This is a genomic window from Ruegeria sp. CF8 (assembly GCF_056537285.1).
Genome location: NZ_JBQFRG010000010.1, coordinates 38,734 through 59,262 on the forward strand (window position 1 = coordinate 38,734; position 20,529 = coordinate 59,262).

Below are 20,529 nucleotides of genomic sequence, written 5' to 3' on the forward strand. Positions count from 1 at the left end.
TATATCGGGCTTGGCCGTCAATCAAGGTTCAATCCGGTGTCACACTTGCATCGCCCGGCATTGCTGTCCAAGCTGTGAATATGAACCAGGACCTGATCCCCAGTACCCTGTCGGACCTCTACAACAACATGGTCGGGGCCTTTTCAATTCAGTTTGAAAGACTAATCGAGCTGGTCGTTACTCCGGGCTGGCGGCAGTATCAGCTGATCATCATCCTGTTTCTGTGGCTGCTGGCGTTCCTGTTGAAGGTCCTGACGCAATCCAGATGGGAAGCTTGGGCACGCGCGCGCAGCGGATGGCCAAAGTGGCGCTTGCGAGTGCTGGTGCAGCTTATGCAGCGACTGACACTGGTGTATTTCGTTCTTTTCTCTTGGTCGCTGTATCTGATCATGCAGCACGTTACCTGGCCGTCGCGCAGCTATTTCATCGGTGTGCTGGCGACGCTGGCAACGGCTTGGCTGGCGATTGCGCTTGTTGCAAGGCTTGTCCGTAACCGAACGCTGCGGCGGATCTTTAAATGGGCGATGTGGGTCTATGCAACGCTAATTGCATTGAACCTGACCGACGACGTTGCAGGCTTTCTGGACGGTGTAGCGATTTCCATCGGGGATCTGCACATTTCGGCACTGGGCATTCTTAAGGCGATCCTGCTGATCGGTATCCTGCTGACGCTGGCCCGCGTTGGCACCCGCGCGGCAGAGCGTGGATTGCAAAGCAACGATGACATCACCCCTTCAATGCAGGTGCTATTGGCGAAGGGCATTCAAGTTTTGCTCTATGGGGCTGTGTTTTTGGCAGCTATCCGAACGCTCGGATTTGATCTGACCGGGATTGCATTGCTGTCGGGCGCAATTGGCGTGGGCATCGGGTTCGGCTTGCAGAAAGTCGTGTCAAACCTGATCTCGGGAATCATCATTCTGATGGACCGTTCGATCAAACCCGGCGACGTGATTTCACTGGGCGATACATTCGGTTGGATCAACGCCCTGGGCGCACGCTATGTCTCGGTCGTCACACGGGATGGGCGGGAATACCTGATCCCGAACGAGGACCTGATCACCAATCAGGTCGTGAACTGGTCGCATTCCGACAAGTTCGTGCGTCTGGACCTGGATTTTGGCACCAGCTATGAGGACGACCCTCACAAGGTTCGCGCAACGGCGATCCGGGCTGTCAAAGCAGTGGCGCGCGTGCTGAGTGGCGGGTCGCATGAACCGGTTTGCCACATCACCGGTTTCGGCGACAGCAGTGTGGATTATGTTCTGCGTTTTTGGATCAGCGATCCGACCAAAGGGCTGACCAATATTCGCGGCAATGTGTATCTGGCGCTTTGGGATGCGTTTAAGAGTGAAGGCATCTCAATCCCATTCCCGCAGCGCGAGGTTCGCCTGCTACCTGACGGCGCAATGGCGCAACAGATCGCTGAAGAGTGAGTGCCCGTGCGCGACCTGAGGCCCGGCTTCATTGAAATGTTGCAATCCCCTTGTTACCTTATTACTACCCCGGCGCCGGGGTTTCACGGCGCGCAGCAAAGGAGGACTATGTCCTGTCTCTACATACACAGGCGGGTTTGCCCGCCGATGAAGGGGTCAGTGTAATGGCCCACTCTCAGTCAATCAGCGACAAGCTGCTTGAGCGTATCCTTTCCTCACTTTCCGATGACAAGGCCGAAGACGTCGTGCAGATCAACCTGCAAGGCAAATCTTCTGTTGCGGATCACATGGTGATCGCATCGGGTCGTTCGACCCGTCAGGTCTCGGCCATGGCGGAAAAATTGACGGATCGCATCAAGCAGGAATTCGGTTTCACGTCTAAGGTCGAAGGCAAGGATGCCGGCGACTGGGTGCTGATCGATACGGGCGACGTGATCGTCCATATCTTCCGCCCCGAAGTGCGTGAATTCTATCAGCTGGAAAAGATGTGGCTGCCTCAGGGCGGCAGCGCCTCGGCGAACTGAGGCGCCATCCTGGCCCGCATTGAGGGGCCAGAGGCGAGAGAGATATGCGTATCAGCATAGTTGCGGTCGGGCGATTGCGTGCCGGACCGGAGAAGTCCCTGCTTGATGACTACCTGACCCGATTTAACCGGACCGGCCGTGCGCTGGGCCTTGGCCCGGCGCGTGTGATTGAGGTCGAAGACAAGAAAAACGCAGGCATGGGGGCAGAGGCCGCCCTGCTGCGCAAAGCCCTGCCCAAGGGCGCAGTGATCTGTACCTTGGACGAACGCGGGCGGGTTATGTCCTCGCCTGATTTTGCCAAGAAACTGGGCGGCTGGCGTGATGCCGGGCGGCAGGATCTGGCGCTGATCATTGGCGGAGCAGACGGAATAGACCCTAATCTGCGGGCCGAGGCCGATTTTTCCATCTCATTCGGGTCAATGGTCTGGCCCCATATGTTGGTCCGTGTGATGCTGGCCGAGCAACTGTATCGGGCCGCAACCATTCTGTCGGGCGGCCCTTATCACCGGGTTTGACATGGCGCAGCTTCTGATCGTTTATCATTCGCGCACCGGAGGAGCCCGGCAAATGGCCGAAGCTGCGGCCGAGGCCGGGCGTGAAGAGGCAGAGGTTGTTCTGAAACTCGCGGATCAGGCAGGACCAGAGGATTTGCTGGCCGCCGATGGCTATATCTTCTGCGCGCCCGAGAATCTGGCGGCGATTTCGGGTCTGATGAAAGAGTTTTTCGACCGTTCGTATTATCCTGTCTTGGGTAAGATCGAAGGTCGACCTTATGCGCAAATGGTCTGTGCTGGGTCCGACGGCGAAAATGCCGCGCGCCAAACCGCACGGATCGCGACCGGCTGGCGGTTGAAAGAAGTGCAGCCACCTTTGATCCTTTGCACTCATGCACAAACGCCCGAAGCTATTCTGGCCGAAAAGACCATCCCTGAAGAACAGCTTGAGAAATGCCGCGAGATCGGGGCCGCGATGGCGGCGGGCTTGGCCCTTGGGGTGTTCTGAAGTTCAGTTCAGGTCAATCACCGTTTTGTCTTTGGCCCAGCCACCAACATTGTCACGTGCCTGAATTTGGACCTGCTTGGTGCCTTCGGGAATCTCCACGCCGCTGAGCGAGCGGGTAAAGGGCTGCTCATCCACATGCGGATGATGCAACACGCGCATTCCCAGCTCGTTCCCGTCCATGTCCAGCACACGCCAGCCATCAGCGTAGTCATCCCATCCGGTGTCGGGATGACGGATCGTCACGTCGAAACGCCATGTATCGCCGCTTTGTCGGGCCGAGACCTCCTCGATCGTTGGTGGGTCAGCAAGGGCGGGGACGGCCAACAAGGCGCTGAGAATCACATATCGCATGGCGCGAATGTACGGGTTATCACGGCGCATCGGGATCACGTCTCTGTGTAAGGGGATTGGGATATCAGAATTGTGCGGGACTGCGAAGCAAACTCGCGCCGATACAAAACACCGAACGTAATTATGGTGCTCAGCATCAAAGCGATTGGCCCGAGGAACCATGCCAGCGAGGCCAGCGCAAAATAGGTCGCGCGCAGGCCACGGTTAAAGCTACGGGCGGCTGTGACGCAAATTTCGGCCGACTGAGCGGCGCGCGGGTACGCCTGCGAATCTTCGGGATCGTTCGGGACCGAGGCCATCAACACCGCACAATAGCCAAACAGGCGATGCGCCCAGACATATTTTAGGAATGCGTTGGCCAGCAGAAGTACGACAACAAGTATCTTGATTTCCCACACCAAAGCAGGCGCGCTGCCTATCGCAAGGTCACTGGCCACACCGGCAAGTCGTTCGGTATTGCCCAGCAGGGCCAGCCCGCCGCCGATGGCAATCATCGTGGTGGAGGCAAAGAACGTACTGCCCTGGCGCATGGCGGCCACGACCTGCGCATCAAACATGCGCGGCTGGCGCGTCACCATCTCGCGCATCCAGTCTCTGCGGTAATTGTCCATCATTTGAGAAACAGATCGCCTATGTGGTGACGGATGCTCGATCTTCCACCCGATCCACAGCCAAGCGCCCAGCAGCAAGCCGAGGGCGGCGTAGTCCAGAGGGGCAAACAAAGCAGCGCGTTCGATCCAGGTCATGGGCGTGACACTAAAACTGAACGGAAGAACTTGCCAGATCACGAAATTGGTAATATTATTTTACCAAATTGGAGGATCAGCGATGAAAATGCCCCAGCCAAATCCCGATGTTCTTGCCCGCAAGCAAGCCGTTCTGGCGCGCTTGCTGCAGGTTTTGCCCGAGGATGCTGTGATTCACGATCCGGCTGAGACGCGGGCCTATGAATGTGACGCGCTGACCGCCTATCGCTGTCCACCGATGCTGGCAGTTCTTCCGTCATCGACGCAGGACGTGTCCGAAGTCCTGCGAATCTGCCATGAAGAAGGGGTTCCCGTGGTGCCACGTGGCTCTGGTACGTCGCTGGCGGGTGGGGCCTTGCCAACGGCGGATTGTGTCATTCTGGGCGTGGCCCGGATGAATGAGGTGCTGGAAGTCGATTATGACAACCGCTTCATAAAGGTGCAGACCGGACGGACCAATCTAAGCGTGACCGGCGCGGTTGAGGAGGAGGATTTCTTCTATGCACCCGACCCGTCCTCGCAACTGGCCTGTGCCATTGCTGGAAACATAGCGATGAACTCGGGTGGCGCGCATTGTCTGAAATACGGTGTGACCACGAACAACCTGCTGGGTGTGACCATGGTGATGATGGACGGCAGTGTTGTGGAAATCGGCGGCGCGCATCTGGATGCCTCTGGCCTGGACTTGCTGGGCGTTATTTGTGGCTCAGAAGGGCAGCTGGGCGTGGTGACCGAGGCCACGCTACGCATTCTGCGTAAACCAGAAGGGGCGCGGCCGGTTCTGATGGGGTTCGATGACAATGAGGTCGCAGGCCAATGTGTCTCTGACATTATCAAATCGGGCATTTTGCCGGTAGCGATTGAATTCATGGATACGCTCTGTATCAGGGCTTGTGAAAATTTCGCTCATGCCGGGTATCCCGATTGCACCGCGTTGCTGATTGTCGAGGTCGAAGGCTCGGAGGCCGAGATCGACTATCAGTTGGCGAAAATCATAGAGATCGCCAAGCGCCACAATCCCGTTGAGCTGCGTGAAAGCCAGTCGGCAGAGGAAAGCGCGAAGATTTGGCTGGGCCGCAAATCGGCTTTCGGCGCGATGGGTCAAATGAACGATTACATGTGTCTGGACGGAACCATCCCGGTATCCTCCTTACCAGAGGTTCTGCGCCGGATCGGAGAGTTGAGCGAAGAATACGGCCTGCCCGTGGGCAATGTCTTCCACGCAGGCGACGGCAATATGCACCCCTTGATCCTGTTTGACGCCAACAAACCGGGCGATCTGGAGAAATGCGAAGCGTTTGGTGCAGATATCCTGAAGCTTTGTGTCGATGTAGGCGGGTGCCTGACCGGAGAACATGGTGTTGGCATCGAAAAGCGGGATCTGATGGCGCATCAGTATGCACCAGCTGATCTTGAGGCGCAGATGGCGATTAAAGATGTGTTCGATCCGCAGTGGTTGTTGAATCCCGCGAAGGTGTTCCCCTTGGACGCATCCGAGGCGCGACGTCTGGCGGCGGAATAGGGGCTCTGCCCCAATCGCGCAGGCGCGATTTCCCCGAAGTATTTTTGAAAAGATGAAGCACATGAGACCTGAGACGGAAGACGAATTGGCGGACCTGGTGGCCGGGCTGAACGGGCCGGTTCGGATAGCTGGGGGCGGCACACGGGGTGTGACCGGGCCGGACAATGAACTGAACGTCTCTGGCTTGAGCGGCATCACTCTATATGAGCCCGGAGCCCTCACACTTGTGGCCAAGGCGGGCACGCCGTTGGCCGAGATTGAAGCCCTACTTGACGCAGAAGGTCAACAACTGGCGTTTGAGCCGATGGACCATCGGGGATTGCTTGGAACATCGGGCGAACCGACCATCGGTGGTGTTGTGGCGGCAAACGTTTCTGGGCCGCGGCGGATTCAGGCCGGAGCGTGCCGGGATTTTCTGTTGGGCGTTCGCTTTGTCGATGGGCAAGGGCAGGTGGTCAAGAATGGCGGGCGGGTGATGAAAAACGTCACCGGGTATGACCTGGTGAAGTTAATGGCCGGGTCCTGGGGCACCTTGGGTGTGTTGACCGAGGTGTCGTTGAAAGTTCTGCCCAAGCCAGAGGCCGTTGCAACTCTTGTTTGGGAGGATTGCGGGTGGGTTACGACGTCCAAACTGTTTTGTGACGCGTTAGGATCGCCATTCGAAGTCAACGGTGCGGCGCGGTTGCCCGAGGGTGGCGGCAAGCTGTCCCGGACGGTGCTGCGGATCGAGGGGTTCGAGCAATCCGTCGAGTATCGCGTTTCCAAGTTGCTGGAGCTTTTTGCGGAAAGGAAGCCGGATCAGGTTGTCACTGATGCAGTCGAAAACACCGCCATTTGGCGCGAAGTGCGTGATATTGAACCATTTTCCGACAAGCCGGGCAATGTCTGGAAAACCTCTGTCAAACCGACTGACATGACCCGTGTGGTCGGTGACGATAACCCGAACAGGGTCGTGGATTGGGGTGGGGGTCTGATCTGGACTTTGGCGCCCGAAGGCAAGGATCTGCGATCTGAACTGAGTGATGTTGAGGGACATTCGACCCTGGTGCGTGCAAACCCGGATGAGATGCAAATGCTGGGGCGGTTTCAGCCGGAAAATGCAGCTGTTTCGGCTCTAACACGCGGCATTCGAGCAAGGTTTGACCCACGATCTGTGTTCAATCCGGGGCTCATGGGATAGGGCAATGCAAACAACATTCACGGAAAAACAGCTGGAAGATCCGGCGACCCAGCGCTCGAACGAGATTCTGCGCAGCTGTGTGCATTGCGGATTTTGCACTGCGACATGCCCGACTTATCAGGTGTTGGGGGATGAATTGGACAGCCCGCGCGGCCGTATTTACCTGATCAAGGACATGCTGGAAAACGAACGTGTCCCGGATGAAAAGACGGTCAAGCACATCGACCGCTGCCTGTCCTGTCTGGCCTGCATGACCACCTGCCCATCAGGTGTGCACTACATGCATCTGGTTGATCATGCGCGCGAATATATCGAGGCGAATTACAAACGCCCTTTGACGGATCGTATCCTGCGTTCGGTTCTGGCCCAAATCCTACCCTACCCGATGCGATTCCGTTGGGCCCTGATCGGAGCAAAGTTGGGCCGTCCGTTTCGGTTTCTGATGCCCGATGCCCGGTTGCGGGCGATGCTGGATATGGCCCCAAAGTACATCCCGCCGGTCAGTCGCAATGACGACCCACAAAGCTTTGCACCCAAGGGAGACCGAAGAAAGCGCGTCGCGCTGATGACTGGCTGCGCGCAAAAGGCTCTAAATACCGACATTAACGATGCTACGATCCGGTTGCTGACGCGTTTGGGGTGCGAGGTTGTGGTGGCCGAAGGGGCCGGATGTTGCGGAGCATTGACGCATCATATGGGCAAAAGTCGTGAAAGCCACGCGGCGGCCGCAGCCAATATCAAGGCCTGGACGCGCGAAATGGACGGAGACGGTTTGGATGCCATCGTCATCAACACGTCTGGCTGTGGGACGACGGTGAAAGACTATGGGCATATGTTCCGCAATGACCCTCTGGCCAAGGACGCGGCGCGTGTCTCGGATATTGCCATGGATATCAGCGAGTTGGTCATGCAACTGGACCTGCCTGTAGGGCGTGACCAGGACCTTACGGTCGCTTATCACGCGGCTTGTTCATTGCAGCACGGACAAAAGATCAAGACCTATCCCAAGGATTTGCTGAAACGGGCCGGGTTCAAAGTTGTTGAGCCTGCTGACAGTCATTTGTGCTGTGGTAGCGCTGGCACATACAACTTGATGCAGCCCGAGATTTCGGGCCAGTTGAAACAGCGCAAGGTCAAAACGCTGGAGGCAAAGAAGCCGGACCTGATTGCCGCCGGAAACATCGGATGCATGATGCAGATCGGGTCGGGGACTCAATTGCCGGTCGTTCACACCGTCGAATTGCTGGATTGGGCGACTGGTGGCCCAAAACCAAGGTCCTTGCACCAGCAAGGAGATGCCGTGCCGATCCTGAAGTAAAGCGTATGATGCCGACCCGCATCAGTTGACCCGGAATTTCTGACGGCTCTTGATTGCCCTATTTTCGCCCAACGCGACCCGTAGGACAAATTGGTCAGAATGAGTCCCGGAGAACCGCGTGCGCAACTGGATCAAGGCGATTGTGTTCTGTGTCATGCCGATGGCGGCCACAGCACAAGATACCGGGCTGGAAAGCCTGGAAACCTCGGATTCCGGGCGCGAGTGGATGGCCGTGGGACGGCTAGACATTGCTGGCAGAGGGTTTTGCACCGGGACGCTGGTGTCGCCAACGTTGGTGCTGACCGCTGCGCATTGCCTATTTGATAAGGTTTCCGGACAACGGATCAACCCTTCGGACATTGAGTTTCTGGCCGGGTGGCGTTTGGGGCGCGCTTTGGCCTATCGGACCGCACGGCAAGCCGTGATCCACCCGGACTATCAATATGGTGCGGACTCGACGACCGACCGGGTAAGTGCCGATGTGGCCTTGATCGAGCTGTGGCAACCGATCCGAAACACAGCCGTTGTTCCATTTGAATCGGGGGATCAGCCGCGCCGTGGCGCAGAAGTTGGTGTGGTGTCTTACGCCCATGATCGGTCCGAGGCCCCTTCGCTGCAACAGGTCTGTTCCGTGATGAACCGGCAGCAGGGTGTCATGGTCATGTCTTGCGACGTTGACTTTGGCTCGTCCGGGGCACCGGTCTTTTCATTTGAGGGCTCGCGACCCCAGATCGTGTCGGTCGTCGCGGCCAAGGCCAGTTTGGACGGCCAAAACGTGGCAATTGGCACTGCTGTTGAACACTCGCTGCAACTACTGCGCAATGAGCTGTCTGCCGGGCGTGGATTTGGGCTTTCAACGCCAGGATCCGGGACGGGTAAGAACATTGGCGCGAGGTTTATTCGGCCATGATCAGAGTTTTAATGAGCCTCATTTTAGGGTTGAGCGTTCTTGGGACGGCGTCCTTTGCCCAGGCGAACAAGCGCAAGTTGACGGATCGCGACGACCTTTACGGCTGGGAGGCGATTGGCCGACTGGACATGGGAGACGGGTCATTTTGCACGGGCACACTGATCGCGCAGGATATGGTTCTGACCGCAGCGCATTGCGCCGTGAATGGGCGCACAGGAAAGGCATTTGCCCCGGAAGACATTACTTTTCGTGCGGGGCTAAGCAACGGTAACGCCCTGGCCGAGAGTCGGATTACACAGGTCGCTATTCATCCCAGCTATGGTTCTAAACCGCCGCTTTCCCATGACAGCGTTCGGATTGACGTCGCGCTGTTGCGCCTCGATAAGCCCATCCCTTACTCCGTTGCAGACCCTTTTGCACTGCACAGCGGGCGTGTTCTGGGAAATGAGGTCAGCATTGCCTCTTATGGCCGCGGGCGGTCCGAGGCGATCACGCGGGAACGTTCGTGCCGGATCATCGATCGTCAGCAAGGTCTGATCCTGTTTGACTGTGACATTACCTTCGGGTCGTCCGGGTCCGCTATTTTGGCAAAGAACGGGTCGCGTTGGCAGATTCTGTCCGTTGTTTCGGCGGTTGGTACAAACGGAAGCCGAAAGATAGGCTTTGGTATGGAATTGGACGGAATTGTCGCTGAGCTTAAGGCGATCATGCGGCGCGACGCACCGCAGCCAAAAGCGTCGATCCGCCGGTTGCAGGTTGGGTCCGGAAAGTCTGGATCCGGTGCGAAATTCATCAGTTCCGGCGGGGGTTGAACTCGGTCAAATCGCTACCCATGTGAAGTGTATCGGATCGCCACAACGGGGTCCGGTATCAACCAATGCCCGTCCAGTTGGAGGGCACAAATCGCAAATCGCTCGAAGATGAGGATACGACACATGCGTACATTTGATTTTGCACCGCTGCACCGCGCCACTATTGGATTTGACCAGATCGCCGACATGATGGATCGCGTTCTGACCAATGATGTGGCTCAGCCCAGCTATCCCCCTTACAACATCGAAAAAACCGATGCCGACACCTATCGCATTTCCGTAGCTGTCGCCGGATTTTCCGAAGCAGACCTGTCCGTCGAAGTGAAGGAAAACTCGCTTGTCGTGTCGGGTAAGAAAGCTGCCGAGGACAAAGATCGCAGCTATCTGCACCGTGGCATCGCCACCCGCGCATTCGAACGCCGTTTTGCGCTGGCTGATCACGTGCGAGTCACGGGCGCCAGCCACGAGAACGGCATGCTGAACATCGACCTGAAGCGCGAGGTGCCCGAGGCCCTAAAACCGCGCCGGATCGAGATTTCTTCGGCCAAAGCCATTGAGAAAGATGTGGTTGACGCCAAAGCCGTGAACTAAAGCGCTTGAAAGCTCTGCGGCAGTCGCCTCCTCCCAGACTGCCGCAACACACGCCCCGCGTTCCTCCAGACGCGGGGCGTTGTTTTGCTGTGAAGTTTTGCTATATGGGTCGGTAATCAAATGGCTACGGGCTTTGACGGTTTGAAAAGAGTATTCCGCGCGCCAATCCCAACGCTAACAGAATTCCCCCTATTCCCAACCCTATGTAGCCGTATGTTTTCATCGAGTTCTGTACTTGAGCCAATTCAAAAGGGTTGGCACCACTGAGTAGTGCGTCTTTGAACAATTGCGGATCGCTCGCATAGTATAGCAGGATGCTTCCAAGGCCACCAAAAAGAACGCTACAAAACATCCAGAATATTGGCGAAATCTCGTACATCGTATTGGTCCCGTTTGTCTTGGCGCGCTGTATTGCAGGACGAATCGCTAAGACATACACAATTACAATAGCGATCACTAATAGGACAATTGCTGGTAGCCCCAAATTGTTCAGCATAATTCAACTCCTCGTTAATTCACTTGTTTTAACGAACTTCGAGAATATTGTCGCTGCTTTCTTTCGCGCCTCAAACGTTGCAATCTATCAGGTCGTTATCCGTGGAAAACATACGGGCTTGGTTGGTGGAAAGTGCAAAATTACGGCTCGAGCCACTCAAAAAGAAGCAAGAAAAGGCTTATTCAATCACCCAAACGAGTGGCCCGTTCGCTCCGGTAATGGTCACGCGTTCTTCGCCCAGAACTGTTTCCTGGCAAACCTGACCCGCGTCAGCCAAAGGTGATGGCGGGTTAAGCGCACGGCACCATTGACCGCCGATAATCTCCCACGTTCCGCTGAATGAATTTCCATTCTTGCTTGTGCCGGTAAATGTACCGTCTTCCAATACATCAATAACTGTGCCGCCGTTTGATAGCGTTTTACCGGAAAGAGCTGCAACAAGCGGATCCTCTACGCTGGTGTCCGTACAAGCGCTGATACCTAGCAAGGCAGTAGGCACAAGAATATTAATCAGTTTCATAACTTCCCCCTATTTAAAAAAGTGCAGTCAGCAAACGCTGCGCAAGTTGTTTGTGTCAATACTCAAATACTTAAACGTTTCTCAGGGTAATGCTCACTAAACTATACCGCGAAAAAAGGACTACCCCGAACGTTGAATTGCGGGGCAGCCTTTCAATTTTGAAGCTTAGTTCCCAGCCGTGACTGACCCGATTGACCAGAACATCGTTTCGCCCGAGGCATCGTCGACGCCGTCATTGTCGGTCATCACAAACGCCTCGCCCGAGGGCAAGATGGCCAGACCTTCGATCTTGTCCAGAACGTATCCACCGGTCGAGGTCAGGTCAGGCAGCAGGTCGCGGACCTCTTGCTTGCTGACCACAGGCAATGTGCCTCCCAGCGGGGCCGGGGTCATCTCGGACAGCGGGATGCGGTAGATCTTTTTGGTCACTGCGCGGTGGTCGTGCTGGTTGTCGCGCTCGATGACATAGATATGATCACCATAGGCCACGATTTCCGACAGACCTACCCAGCCCTTATCTGGGTCCATCTTAGGATAATGAACGGCACCCCATTCCTTGGTCTCAAGGTTATAGGCCACCAGTTTTACGTGGTTCTCAGGGTCGTCTTTCCATTCGCGTTGTACAGCCATCCACAGGGTGTCGCCAACCTTGGTGATACCCTCAAAACCAAAGCGTTTTTCAACGGCCATCAGTTCCGGCGGCAGGCCGATCTCGCCCTTGCGGTCCTTGATCAGACCGTCAGCCGAGACGTGATAGATCGCGTGCGGGATGACGCGATCGGTTCGACCTTCGGAGGCGACGTAAAAACCACCCTTGCCATCCAGCGTGATACCTTCCAGATCCAGCTTCTGTGCCGGGTTGCCATCCTGACGGTGAATGCGGATCACGTCCACGATGCGGGCCGGTTGCTGGCTGGGGTCAATCTTGAAGATCGACGGCTGGAAGCCGTAGAAGCTGTCATTGACCGCATAGATCATGCCGTCCTCATCCGCGACCAGACCGGACAGAGCACCCCATCCGATCAGTTCATCCGCACCTTCCGACGTCAAATGCGGATAGTTTGCCGGGGCGTCCTGATATTCGAAGATCGAAACATGCGCGCGCGGGCCGCCGTCTTCGATCAGGTCTTTTTCATTGGCCGAGATCAGCAGGTTGCGTTCGGGGATCGCAACGTAGCCTTCCGGACCAACGCCCGAGGGCAGCAGCTGTTTCAGCACCGGGTTGGCCGGATCGGTGGCGTCATAGACACCCACGACCGAGGCGCGCTCGGCCCCGACAAAGATCATCGGTGTGCCGCCAAAGGTGGCTGCTGTTACGCTTTCCGGCTCAACGCCTTTACTGTCCGAGCGTTTGTCAGGGTAGTGGCCGATCTGGATGATAGCCTGCTCAAAATCGGTGCCGTTTTCGTAAACAACGGTGCCGTCTTTGTGGAAGATGGTCCAACCACGCGACCCGCCCTCATAGTCACCTTCGTTGGCGGTAGCGAAATGATTGTCGTCGATCCACTTCACCGCGTCCGGTTCGCGCAGGCGGCCTAGCTGGCTTTCGGTGAAGATCAGCGCGCCGCGCTCATCAGTGGCGTCGATGCCTTCCAGATCAACTGCACCGGCTGAAAAATGGCTGACCACGTTGCCGTCCTTGTCGACCACCGCGATGTGGTTGTTTTCCTGCAATGTGACGACGGTCTCACCCAGAGTGTTGATGTCAACGAACTCGGGTTCAGGGTCGGTTGGGGCAACCTCGGCCAAACCGGTCAGCGCAGCCATTTTCATGCCCGAGCAATCCAGCGCGCCGTCTTTCAGCGGCACCAAAGCCAACGACCCAGCGGGCAGCTGCGGGATGATGCCGTCATTCAGGTCTTCGTCGCGTTCATTTTCGATTGCCACAGCGATAAAGCTGCCATCGGGGGCGATGGCGACGCTGTCAGGCTGGCCGCCCAGATCGCACGCACCGGTTTCCGATTTGCCCCCGATATCGACCGAGATCAGTTTGCCGGACGGGGCGGTATAGCTTTCCGACGTGTTCACGCCCACAAAAGCCGTTGCACCAACGATGCCAACGGATGTCGGCTCGCCGCCCACTTCCATCGCACCCAACGGGGCCGGGCTTGCAGGGTTGGTTATATCGATCATCCCGATCACTCCCAGCGGGCTGTCGGTATAGACCAGCGTCATGCCGTCAGCGGTGGCCGCGATGATCTCGGGCGAGGTCTCACGGGTTGTATCCGCTCCCTCGGCCATGTTCTTGACGACCGGGAAGGACGCAATTCGGTTGAAGTTCATCTCTGCCACGGCCTGACCGGCGGTCAGGGCAAGGGCAGATGTCAGGCAGGCATAACGCAATGACATCGGTAAGTTTCCCCTCTCAGTTGGATATGAGGGGGATGAACCCGGGTCATTGCAGGGATGTGACGGTTTATTTGCAGTTTTATGACAAACCGAACGGCCCCGGCACCTTGCACCGGGGCACTAAAGGATCAAACCGACAGGCAGACGTACTTCATTTCCAGATAGTCTTCCATGCCGTGATGGCTGCCTTCGCGGCCCAGACCGGATTGCTTGACGCCGCCAAACGGGCCCAGTTCGGTTGAGATGATGCCGGTGTTCACACCGACGATGCCATATTCCAGCGCCTCGGCCACTTTGTACACGCGGCTCAGGTCCTTGGCATAGAAATACGAGGCCAGACCAAAGATCGTGTCATTCGCCATGGCGATGACGTCATCCTCATCTTCGAATTTGAACAACGGGGCCAGCGGACCAAAGGTTTCGTCCTGTGCCACCATCATGTCCTGGGTCACACCTGTCACGATGGTCGGCTGGAAGAACGTGCCGCCCAGGTCGTGTGGCAGGCCGCCGGTTAAAACAGCACCGCCCTTGTCAGTGACGTCCTTGATGTGCTCTTCAACCTTGGCGACGGCTTCAGCGTTGATCAGCGGGCCAGTTGTGGTTCCGTCTGTCAGACCGTCACCAACTTTCAGCGCCTCAACAGCGGCCTTCAGCTTGGCCGCAAAGGCATCGTAGACACCGGCCTGCACGTAGATACGGTTTGCGCAGACGCAGGTCTGGCCGTTGTTGCGGAACTTGCACATCATTGCGCCTTCGACCGCTGCGTCGAGATCGGCGTCGTCAAACACGATGAACGGCGCGTTGCCGCCCAGTTCCATCGAACATTTCATCACCTGATCAGCGGCTTGTTTCAGCAGAATGCGCCCGACTTCAGTCGATCCGGTGAAGGTCAGCTTGCGCACACCGGGGTTCTCGCAGAATTCTTTGCCGATCTCGCTGGCGCGCGACGAGGGCACGACGTTGAACACGCCAGCCGGGATGCCGGCCTTTTCGGCCAAAACGGCCAGCACCAGAGCAGACAGGGGTGTTTCCTTCGCGGGGCGCGCCACAAAGGCGCAACCAGCAGCAAGGGCAGGCCCGGCCTTGCGGGTGATCATTGCGTTGGGGAAGTTCCAGGGCGTGATCGACGCAGCAACACCGATGGGCTGTTTCAAAACCATGATCCGCTTGTCACGCTGGTGGCCCGGGATCATCTCGCCGTAGATACGTTTGGCTTCTTCGCCAAAGAACTCGATGAAGGACGCGCCGTATCCGATTTCACCAATCGCCTCGGCAAGGGGTTTGCCTTGCTCGGCCGTCAGGATCTTGCCCAGATCCTCGGCGTTTTCCATCATCAGATCGAACCAGCGGCGCAGGATCGCCGCGCGTTCTTTACCGGTTAGCTTGGCCCACTCTCTTTGGGCAGCCTCAGCCTGTGCAATAGCGCCTGCCACCTGAGCACGGCTGACATCGGCCACCTCGGCCACCACGTCGCCGCGGGCGGGGTTGGTCACTTCAAAAGTACCATTGTCTCCATCCACCCACTGACCACCGATATAGGCCTTGGTCGCCAGCATTTCAGGGTTCTTTAGAATCGACTTCAGATCAGTTGTTGCGTCCAGCATAGGCCAGTCTCCGGCAAGGATTTTGTTTGCGCGCACCCAATCAGCTGGGTTCGAGACTGTCTATGACCACTTTACCCCCTAAATCAATCCAGTTCAGGATGAACACAGTGTGATTTTCGCATATCAATCCACTTAGGTTTGCGGCCATCCGCCTATCTTTTTCGCTCCGAGTTTGCAAAAGTCTGGTGGAAATATAGGCGCGGGGGGATGTAAATACTTATAACATTCCCTATCTCATTGGTTAAACATACAAAAAGGGACACAGCAGATGTCGAACCAGCAATTCGAAGCCCTGATTGAAGAAACTCAGGCAAAAGTGCGTGAAAGCCAGTCGCAGATCGAAGGGCTGACATCACGCATCGAAGCGGCACGGGCCAAGATCGGCACCGCCGAGGCGGATATCGACATCGAAAACGCCACGCTTGAGGATGTGCATGCCCATACCGAGGTAATGAACGCCAATATCGCCGAGCTGATCATGGGTCTGGACGACGTCACCAACGCGTTTTCCAAGGATTTCGATGAGATGCGCTCGAAAACCGGGTGGGAGTCGTTTGTCGGCATCTTCTCGAAAGGCAAATCCGAGTCGATGCGGCAGGAACGGATGCGCACCGCCAATATCGACGACAAGCTGCAAGACCTGATCGCCAAATCCGACGTGATCGTGAAATTGCTGCAGGGGCAATTGTCGGTGTTGGAAGAGCAGCGCGTCAAGGTTGAGGACAACCTGACCGTAACGCTGGACGATCGCGAAGCAACGGTGGCCGAGCTTGAGGCGTTGCGTACTGAGATTCAGGGCATGGACCCGACGATCATTACGCTGGAGAACAAAATCAGCGTCGAACAGGATGCCGCCGCGCGCACCCAGTTAGAGACTGAATTGGCCGAGCTGAACAAGCAATACAACGCCAAGGTTCAGGAAGAACAGGTTAAGCTGGCCAAGTCTCAGACGCTGGAGCGTTACATCGAAAAGGGCAAGACATGGGTCGATTCACTGCAGAACCAGGCGGCGACGCAGATGGTGCTGATCAACAAGCTGCAGACGGACACGCAACAACGCGTGGTGCTGTATGACGCGCTGACCAAATCGCTGAAAACCGCGCAGCAGCAGGACGTGGCCCACCGCATCAACGAGATCGGCGTACAGACCGACCAAGAGGCGCAAACCGCCATGGCCGCCATCGGCACCGCGACTAACCAGAAGATGGCCGACATGCTTGAGGCGCATGAGGACCACATGGTCTTTGCCCGCGACGTGCTGGAGAAGAAGGCCAAGGCGGATGAACGCTTTGCCCGCCGGTTTGCCTCGATTGTCGAGAAGCACGATAAGAATTTGTATGGGGGTTAAACCCTGATGTGGAGCTGGAAGGTATTTCGTAAATTTGGCCTTCTGGGCGTTTTTATCACCATCGCAGGGGCAATAGTCTTTTTGTTCGCTGGCCACGATATTTCTTTAGCGGAAATTGGTGCCGACGCGCCATTTCAAATGGCCAGTCAGAAAGGTGTGAACGGGACAATTTTTTCGGCACTCTTCCTAGCAATTCTATTTGTTTTGGTTGGGTCTTTTGGAAATCTTGCCCGCGCGCTCTTTTCCATGACTGCTCACACCATTCGGAGCCGCGAGTTACAATTTTTCAATGGGCGCCAATCGGAGGCCAGTATGCTCTTCAGCTTCTTTGAACTTGATGCACTCGGAAGAGCGCATTCCGAAAAGGATGAAGGGCTGTGATTTCAGAAGTTGAAATGCTGCCGAGATCTGCAAATGACTGACCCCTCCCAAGACCATGTCGGCCTGACCGACACCTTTGCCTCGCGCCGCTATTTCCGCAAATTCGAGGTGATCACCGTCCACCTTCTGCGCGTGGCCGCGACGATGGAGGCTGAGGGCGCGATCAGCAAGCAAGAGGTGCGGATCGTGTCGCGCTACCTTTCCGGGTTGCTCTACACGTTCCGGGCGCTTTCTATGAAATATCTGCTGGTAGGGCGCGATACGGGGCGGTTCTTTGGCAGTCTCGCCATGGACAAGCGCGACAGCGGGTTTCCAGTGGCGGCGGAATTGCTGACCATGGCCAATGACGCGCAACAGGCGCAGGTGCATCTGGCGAATATGCCGTCGGAAGATGATCTGAAAACCGACATGGTGCGGACGATCATTGGGGATCAGGAAATCCCCACCAAGCTGCAATTCGCGCTGTCTCAAAGGCTCTATTACGAAGAATTGCTGAAAGGTCAGCTGTTCTGGGCCCGCAACGATCCCGAATGCCATTGGATCGGGAATGAGGGCGAGCGGCGTAAGTTCCTGATCCACTGGGCGGTCTATGACAGCCAGATCAACCTGCCGGTCATTTACCTGATGCAGTTGGAGGACAGTGGTAAAACCGCCCTGCCCAAGGACCAGCGCCGCTGGCCCGAAGTGCAGGCGCATCTGATGGCGCAGTCGTTGGGCGGGTTGAAGCTGGTGACCATCGCCAAAGGCTTCGATCAGGATTTCGACAACCTGCATCCCAAACACCTGCGCCGCATTCATGTTGGGCCGATGTACTCCTCGGCCTATACCGAGCAATCAGGTCCTCTGCGGCAGGTGCTGGAGGACGCGCAAGCCCCCGCAGGTCAAGATTGGGCGCTGGCCTGGACCACCGAGGAGCTGGAAAGTGAACAGGTGATCGAGGAACGCGCAGGATGGTTTTCCACCGTCGAGCGCGAAATCTTCGCGCTGGACCCCTTTGGCGGGCAGGGGGCCGAGACGGGGGCGACGCGCACCCAGAGGTCGATCATCCTGCCCCAACGGACGTTTCAGGTGCTGGCCGAGCGCAACCCGCCGGGGTTTGCCGATGTGAACAAGTTTGTCGTCAGCAAAGCGGGGCAGGTTTTGCGCTATTAGTTTCGCCTTCGGCGAGAGTATTTTTGAAAAGATGAAGCAAGAGCGGTTCAAGAGATGAGTTTGATGTCAGATCAGATGGAACTACGCGAGGACGACATTCGCAAGCACTACCCGGCAGCGACCGCCTTGCTGAACGGGTTCGAGCATGCGCCGAGGATTGGCAAAGCAGTGGAAGCGGTTGTTGAGCGGTCTCCGGGGGTTTCTACGGGGCGGCGGTTTCGATCCACAACGCCGGGGTTGGTCACGCGGCGCACGGTGCGTTCGGACGGCGTGCATCTGGTTGAACGGATCGAGGCGTCGGACGATGGGGACACGCTGGTGTCTCCGCCTCAGGCTACGACACAGCAAGCCATTCGTCGCGCGATTGCCATCGCTTTGGCTGTGGCCGATGCTTATGCGGACCAGACGCCACTAGCCGATCTGAAACGGGCCAATCTGGCCGGAGACCTCCCTGCTCCACGCAAGACCGAGTTTTCGGAGCTGCTGACGGCTGAGGCTCTGATCACCTTGCACACGTTCGGCAATGCGCTGGCCTATCTGATGTCCTCGCATCTGGGCGAATCCACGGTTGATCTGGGCGAGATCGAAGAGGTTTTGACAGACAATGGCCAACTTGCCCTGCATGGTGCGTTGTGGGAGCTGGACCAGACGTTCGCCAAACACGCGCCTGACGACGCCCACCTGATCGCAGCCACAAGTGCCTATGCCGAGCAGTTGATGGAAAAGGTCGCCTTACGCGCCCAATCCGCGGGTCATTTGGCCCCGTTCCAGAACGCTGCTTGGCATATCGAGGCCGATGATTTGACGATCCGAGGGTTTGAGCCAGCGTCCAAGGCCAAATCCACCACGCTGACCATGACGTTCAAGAAGCCGAACGAGGTAGTGGGCAACCATATCGCCAAGTATCAGGCGATGAAGCTGGCCAAGATGCTGATGGCTTATGACTTCGACCGTCGCCTGAACCCCTTTGCGGAACTCGGCGGGTTCATCTTTACCTTCATGGGTGACGGCAAACCGGGCACCGGCAAAACCACCCTGATCCAGATGATGGCGGGGCTGATCAATGATTATTGCCAGAACGCGGGCTATCCATTCCGCTATCAAAATCTGAGCACCGACAATATCGACAGCTATCAGGGCAAATCCGGCCAGAACGCCAAGGCGTTTATCAACACGATCATCGACCCGTCGGTCATCGGCTTCGGCACCATCGATGATATCGACCAACTGGCTGGCAAACGTGGCGACCGGCAGTCCAGCGCAGGCCAGCTGGAAATCACCGCTGTGCTGATGGAGAGCTTTGCGGGTGCCAACACCGTCGTGCGCGGCAATTGCACCTTTGGCATGTTTTCGAACTACCCCGAGAATGTGGACGACGCCCTGCGCCAGCGGGCGGGCGCGCGGTTTCTGGTGGACGGGCCGCAGACGCGCGAGGATTACATCGACATCCTGCACCTGCTGATGGGCCGCAACCACGACATCCCGCTGGGCGAACACGAGGCCTATGCCGCGCAGGAGATCAAGAAAGCCGTCGCCGCCAGCTTCGAAAGCCACTCGCGCCCGCATGAGGATGCTTTGTTGCAGGTCTATGACCGGGTTTCAGGTGAGATCGGCCAGATGGACACGATCGCCAAGCTGGGCACCTACCTCAAGGCGATCCAAGCCGCGGATGAGCGCTTTACCGGTCGTGCAATCAAGAACATCACCGACGCGGTCAAGGTCCGCGCGATGGACTTCGAGCTGCCCGACGAATGGATGGAAAACCCCGACCTGTTCCTGTTCCGCGACTACGACACCAAGAAGGCGATGATCGACGACCTGCGCCAGCCGATCACCGTTGAGATGGTGATCCAAGAGATCAACCGCTACGCCGACAGCGAGTTCCGCTATGCCGACAAGAGCGACGAGGTCGCAATCGAGAACGCCGTCCGCGAGATGGGCCGGATGGAAGAGGCCAAGCGGCGGTATTTGGAGGGGAAGGGGTGATGCTTGTCTTCGCGGTTTCCGGTTTGGCGCTTGTTTTGGGTTTGATCCTGCCTGTGCGTTGGGGCGTTTTCGGGTTTCTAGGCGCCGTGCTTGTCTTGTTCCTGACCCAGTTCGGCGTGAACGCGGGCAGCGGTTTTGAGGGTACTTCGTGGGAAGAATCCCTGATCCTGTTTGAGGGCAGCGTGGTCTCTTACATCGGGTTCAACTTGCAGATCACGGCCCGGGCGTTTGCGCTGCCTTTGTTGGTGCTGGCGGCAATATATGTAGCAAGAGTGTCTCGGTCGAAATGATGCATGAACATGAC

The 20,529-nt window shown here is 57.0% G+C and carries 21 protein-coding genes; 15 read left to right on the top strand and 6 right to left on the bottom strand.

The window, feature by feature from the left end:
- Positions 1-80: 80 nt before the first annotated feature.
- From ACR0EV_RS19395 to ACR0EV_RS19410, 4 genes are all read left to right on the top strand, one after another.
- Positions 81-1,433, top strand: a complete 1,353-nt coding sequence (locus ACR0EV_RS19395) for a mechanosensitive ion channel family protein (RefSeq protein ID WP_480801614.1) — start codon at positions 81-83, stop codon at positions 1,431-1,433.
- A 164-nt stretch (positions 1,434-1,597) separates the two neighbouring features.
- On the top strand, positions 1,598-1,957 hold the full coding sequence (gene rsfS, locus ACR0EV_RS19400; RefSeq protein ID WP_058276550.1) for a ribosome silencing factor: 360 nt from the start codon (positions 1,598-1,600) through the stop codon (positions 1,955-1,957).
- A 44-nt stretch (positions 1,958-2,001) separates the two neighbouring features.
- The gene (rlmH, locus tag ACR0EV_RS19405) at positions 2,002-2,472 is read left to right on the top strand and encodes a 23S rRNA (pseudouridine(1915)-N(3))-methyltransferase RlmH (protein ID WP_480801615.1); all 471 of its coding nucleotides are present in this window, start codon (positions 2,002-2,004) and stop codon (positions 2,470-2,472) included.
- A 1-nt stretch (position 2,473) separates the two neighbouring features.
- Complete coding sequence (locus ACR0EV_RS19410) at positions 2,474-2,959, top strand: flavodoxin family protein (protein ID WP_480801616.1); 486 nt, start codon at positions 2,474-2,476, stop codon at positions 2,957-2,959.
- 3 nt (positions 2,960-2,962) lie between these two features.
- Here ACR0EV_RS19410 and ACR0EV_RS19415 read toward each other — a convergent pair whose 3' ends face one another.
- Complete coding sequence (locus tag ACR0EV_RS19415) at positions 2,963-3,310, bottom strand: hypothetical protein (protein WP_480801741.1); 348 nt, start codon at positions 3,308-3,310, stop codon at positions 2,963-2,965.
- 35 nt (positions 3,311-3,345) lie between these two features.
- On the bottom strand, positions 3,346-4,056 hold the full coding sequence (locus ACR0EV_RS19420) for a DUF599 domain-containing protein (protein ID WP_480801617.1): 711 nt from the start codon (positions 4,054-4,056) through the stop codon (positions 3,346-3,348).
- 82 nt (positions 4,057-4,138) lie between these two features.
- Between ACR0EV_RS19420 and ACR0EV_RS19425 the strand changes: the two genes are divergently transcribed.
- From ACR0EV_RS19425 to ACR0EV_RS19450, 6 genes are all read left to right on the top strand, one after another.
- Complete coding sequence (locus ACR0EV_RS19425) at positions 4,139-5,578, top strand: FAD-linked oxidase C-terminal domain-containing protein (protein WP_480801618.1); 1,440 nt, start codon at positions 4,139-4,141, stop codon at positions 5,576-5,578.
- 61 nt (positions 5,579-5,639) lie between these two features.
- Positions 5,640-6,758 carry an FAD-binding protein gene (locus ACR0EV_RS19430; protein WP_480801619.1) on the top strand — a complete coding sequence of 373 codons (1,119 nt, stop codon included), beginning with the start codon at positions 5,640-5,642 and terminating at the stop codon, positions 6,756-6,758.
- Positions 6,759-6,762: 4 nt separating this feature from the next.
- Positions 6,763-8,076: a glycolate oxidase subunit GlcF gene (gene glcF, locus ACR0EV_RS19435; protein WP_480801620.1), complete on the top strand. Its 1,314-nt coding sequence runs from the start codon at positions 6,763-6,765 to the stop codon at positions 8,074-8,076.
- Positions 8,077-8,194: 118 nt separating this feature from the next.
- Entirely contained in the window at positions 8,195-8,986 is a 792-nt protein-coding gene (locus ACR0EV_RS19440; protein WP_480801621.1) for a trypsin-like serine peptidase, read from the top strand.
- Between the two features lie 11 nt (positions 8,987-8,997).
- Entirely contained in the window at positions 8,998-9,798 is an 801-nt protein-coding gene (locus ACR0EV_RS19445; protein WP_480801622.1) for a trypsin-like serine peptidase, read from the top strand.
- A gap of 123 nt (positions 9,799-9,921) precedes the next feature.
- Positions 9,922-10,389, top strand: a complete 468-nt coding sequence (locus tag ACR0EV_RS19450) for an Hsp20 family protein (RefSeq protein WP_480801623.1) — start codon at positions 9,922-9,924, stop codon at positions 10,387-10,389.
- 124 nt (positions 10,390-10,513) lie between these two features.
- On the opposite strand, the gene ACR0EV_RS19455 is transcribed toward ACR0EV_RS19450, so the two are convergent.
- The 4 genes from ACR0EV_RS19455 to ACR0EV_RS19470 form a co-directional block, all read right to left on the bottom strand.
- Positions 10,514-10,885 carry a hypothetical protein gene (locus ACR0EV_RS19455; protein ID WP_480801624.1) on the bottom strand — a complete coding sequence of 124 codons (372 nt, stop codon included), beginning with the start codon at positions 10,883-10,885 and terminating at the stop codon, positions 10,514-10,516.
- Between the two features lie 178 nt (positions 10,886-11,063).
- Positions 11,064-11,405, bottom strand: coding sequence for a hypothetical protein (locus ACR0EV_RS19460; RefSeq protein WP_480801625.1), 342 nt, complete (start codon positions 11,403-11,405; stop codon positions 11,064-11,066).
- A 165-nt stretch (positions 11,406-11,570) separates the two neighbouring features.
- Positions 11,571-13,754 (bottom strand): esterase-like activity of phytase family protein, encoded by a 2,184-nt coding sequence (locus ACR0EV_RS19465; RefSeq protein WP_480801626.1) that lies wholly within the window; start codon positions 13,752-13,754, stop codon positions 11,571-11,573.
- Positions 13,755-13,882: 128 nt separating this feature from the next.
- Positions 13,883-15,358, bottom strand: a complete 1,476-nt coding sequence (locus ACR0EV_RS19470; RefSeq protein ID WP_480801627.1) for an NAD-dependent succinate-semialdehyde dehydrogenase — start codon at positions 15,356-15,358, stop codon at positions 13,883-13,885.
- Between the two features lie 268 nt (positions 15,359-15,626).
- Between ACR0EV_RS19470 and ACR0EV_RS19475 the strand changes: the two genes are divergently transcribed.
- From ACR0EV_RS19475 to ACR0EV_RS19495, 5 genes are read left to right on the top strand one after another with little or no spacing between them, the layout of a single operon-like run.
- Positions 15,627-16,706: a hypothetical protein gene (locus ACR0EV_RS19475; RefSeq protein ID WP_480801628.1), complete on the top strand. Its 1,080-nt coding sequence runs from the start codon at positions 15,627-15,629 to the stop codon at positions 16,704-16,706.
- A gap of 6 nt (positions 16,707-16,712) precedes the next feature.
- Positions 16,713-17,087, top strand: coding sequence for a hypothetical protein (locus tag ACR0EV_RS19480; protein WP_480801629.1), 375 nt, complete (start codon positions 16,713-16,715; stop codon positions 17,085-17,087).
- A 33-nt stretch (positions 17,088-17,120) separates the two neighbouring features.
- Complete coding sequence (locus ACR0EV_RS19485) at positions 17,121-18,239, top strand: hypothetical protein (RefSeq protein WP_480801630.1); 1,119 nt, start codon at positions 17,121-17,123, stop codon at positions 18,237-18,239.
- 54 nt (positions 18,240-18,293) lie between these two features.
- The gene (locus tag ACR0EV_RS19490) at positions 18,294-20,225 is read left to right on the top strand and encodes an AAA family ATPase (protein ID WP_480801631.1); all 1,932 of its coding nucleotides are present in this window, start codon (positions 18,294-18,296) and stop codon (positions 20,223-20,225) included.
- Complete coding sequence (locus ACR0EV_RS19495) at positions 20,225-20,515, top strand: hypothetical protein (RefSeq protein ID WP_480801632.1); 291 nt, start codon at positions 20,225-20,227, stop codon at positions 20,513-20,515. Before ACR0EV_RS19490 ends, ACR0EV_RS19495 begins: the two co-directional genes overlap by 1 nt.
- Positions 20,516-20,529: the final 14 nt, after the last annotated feature.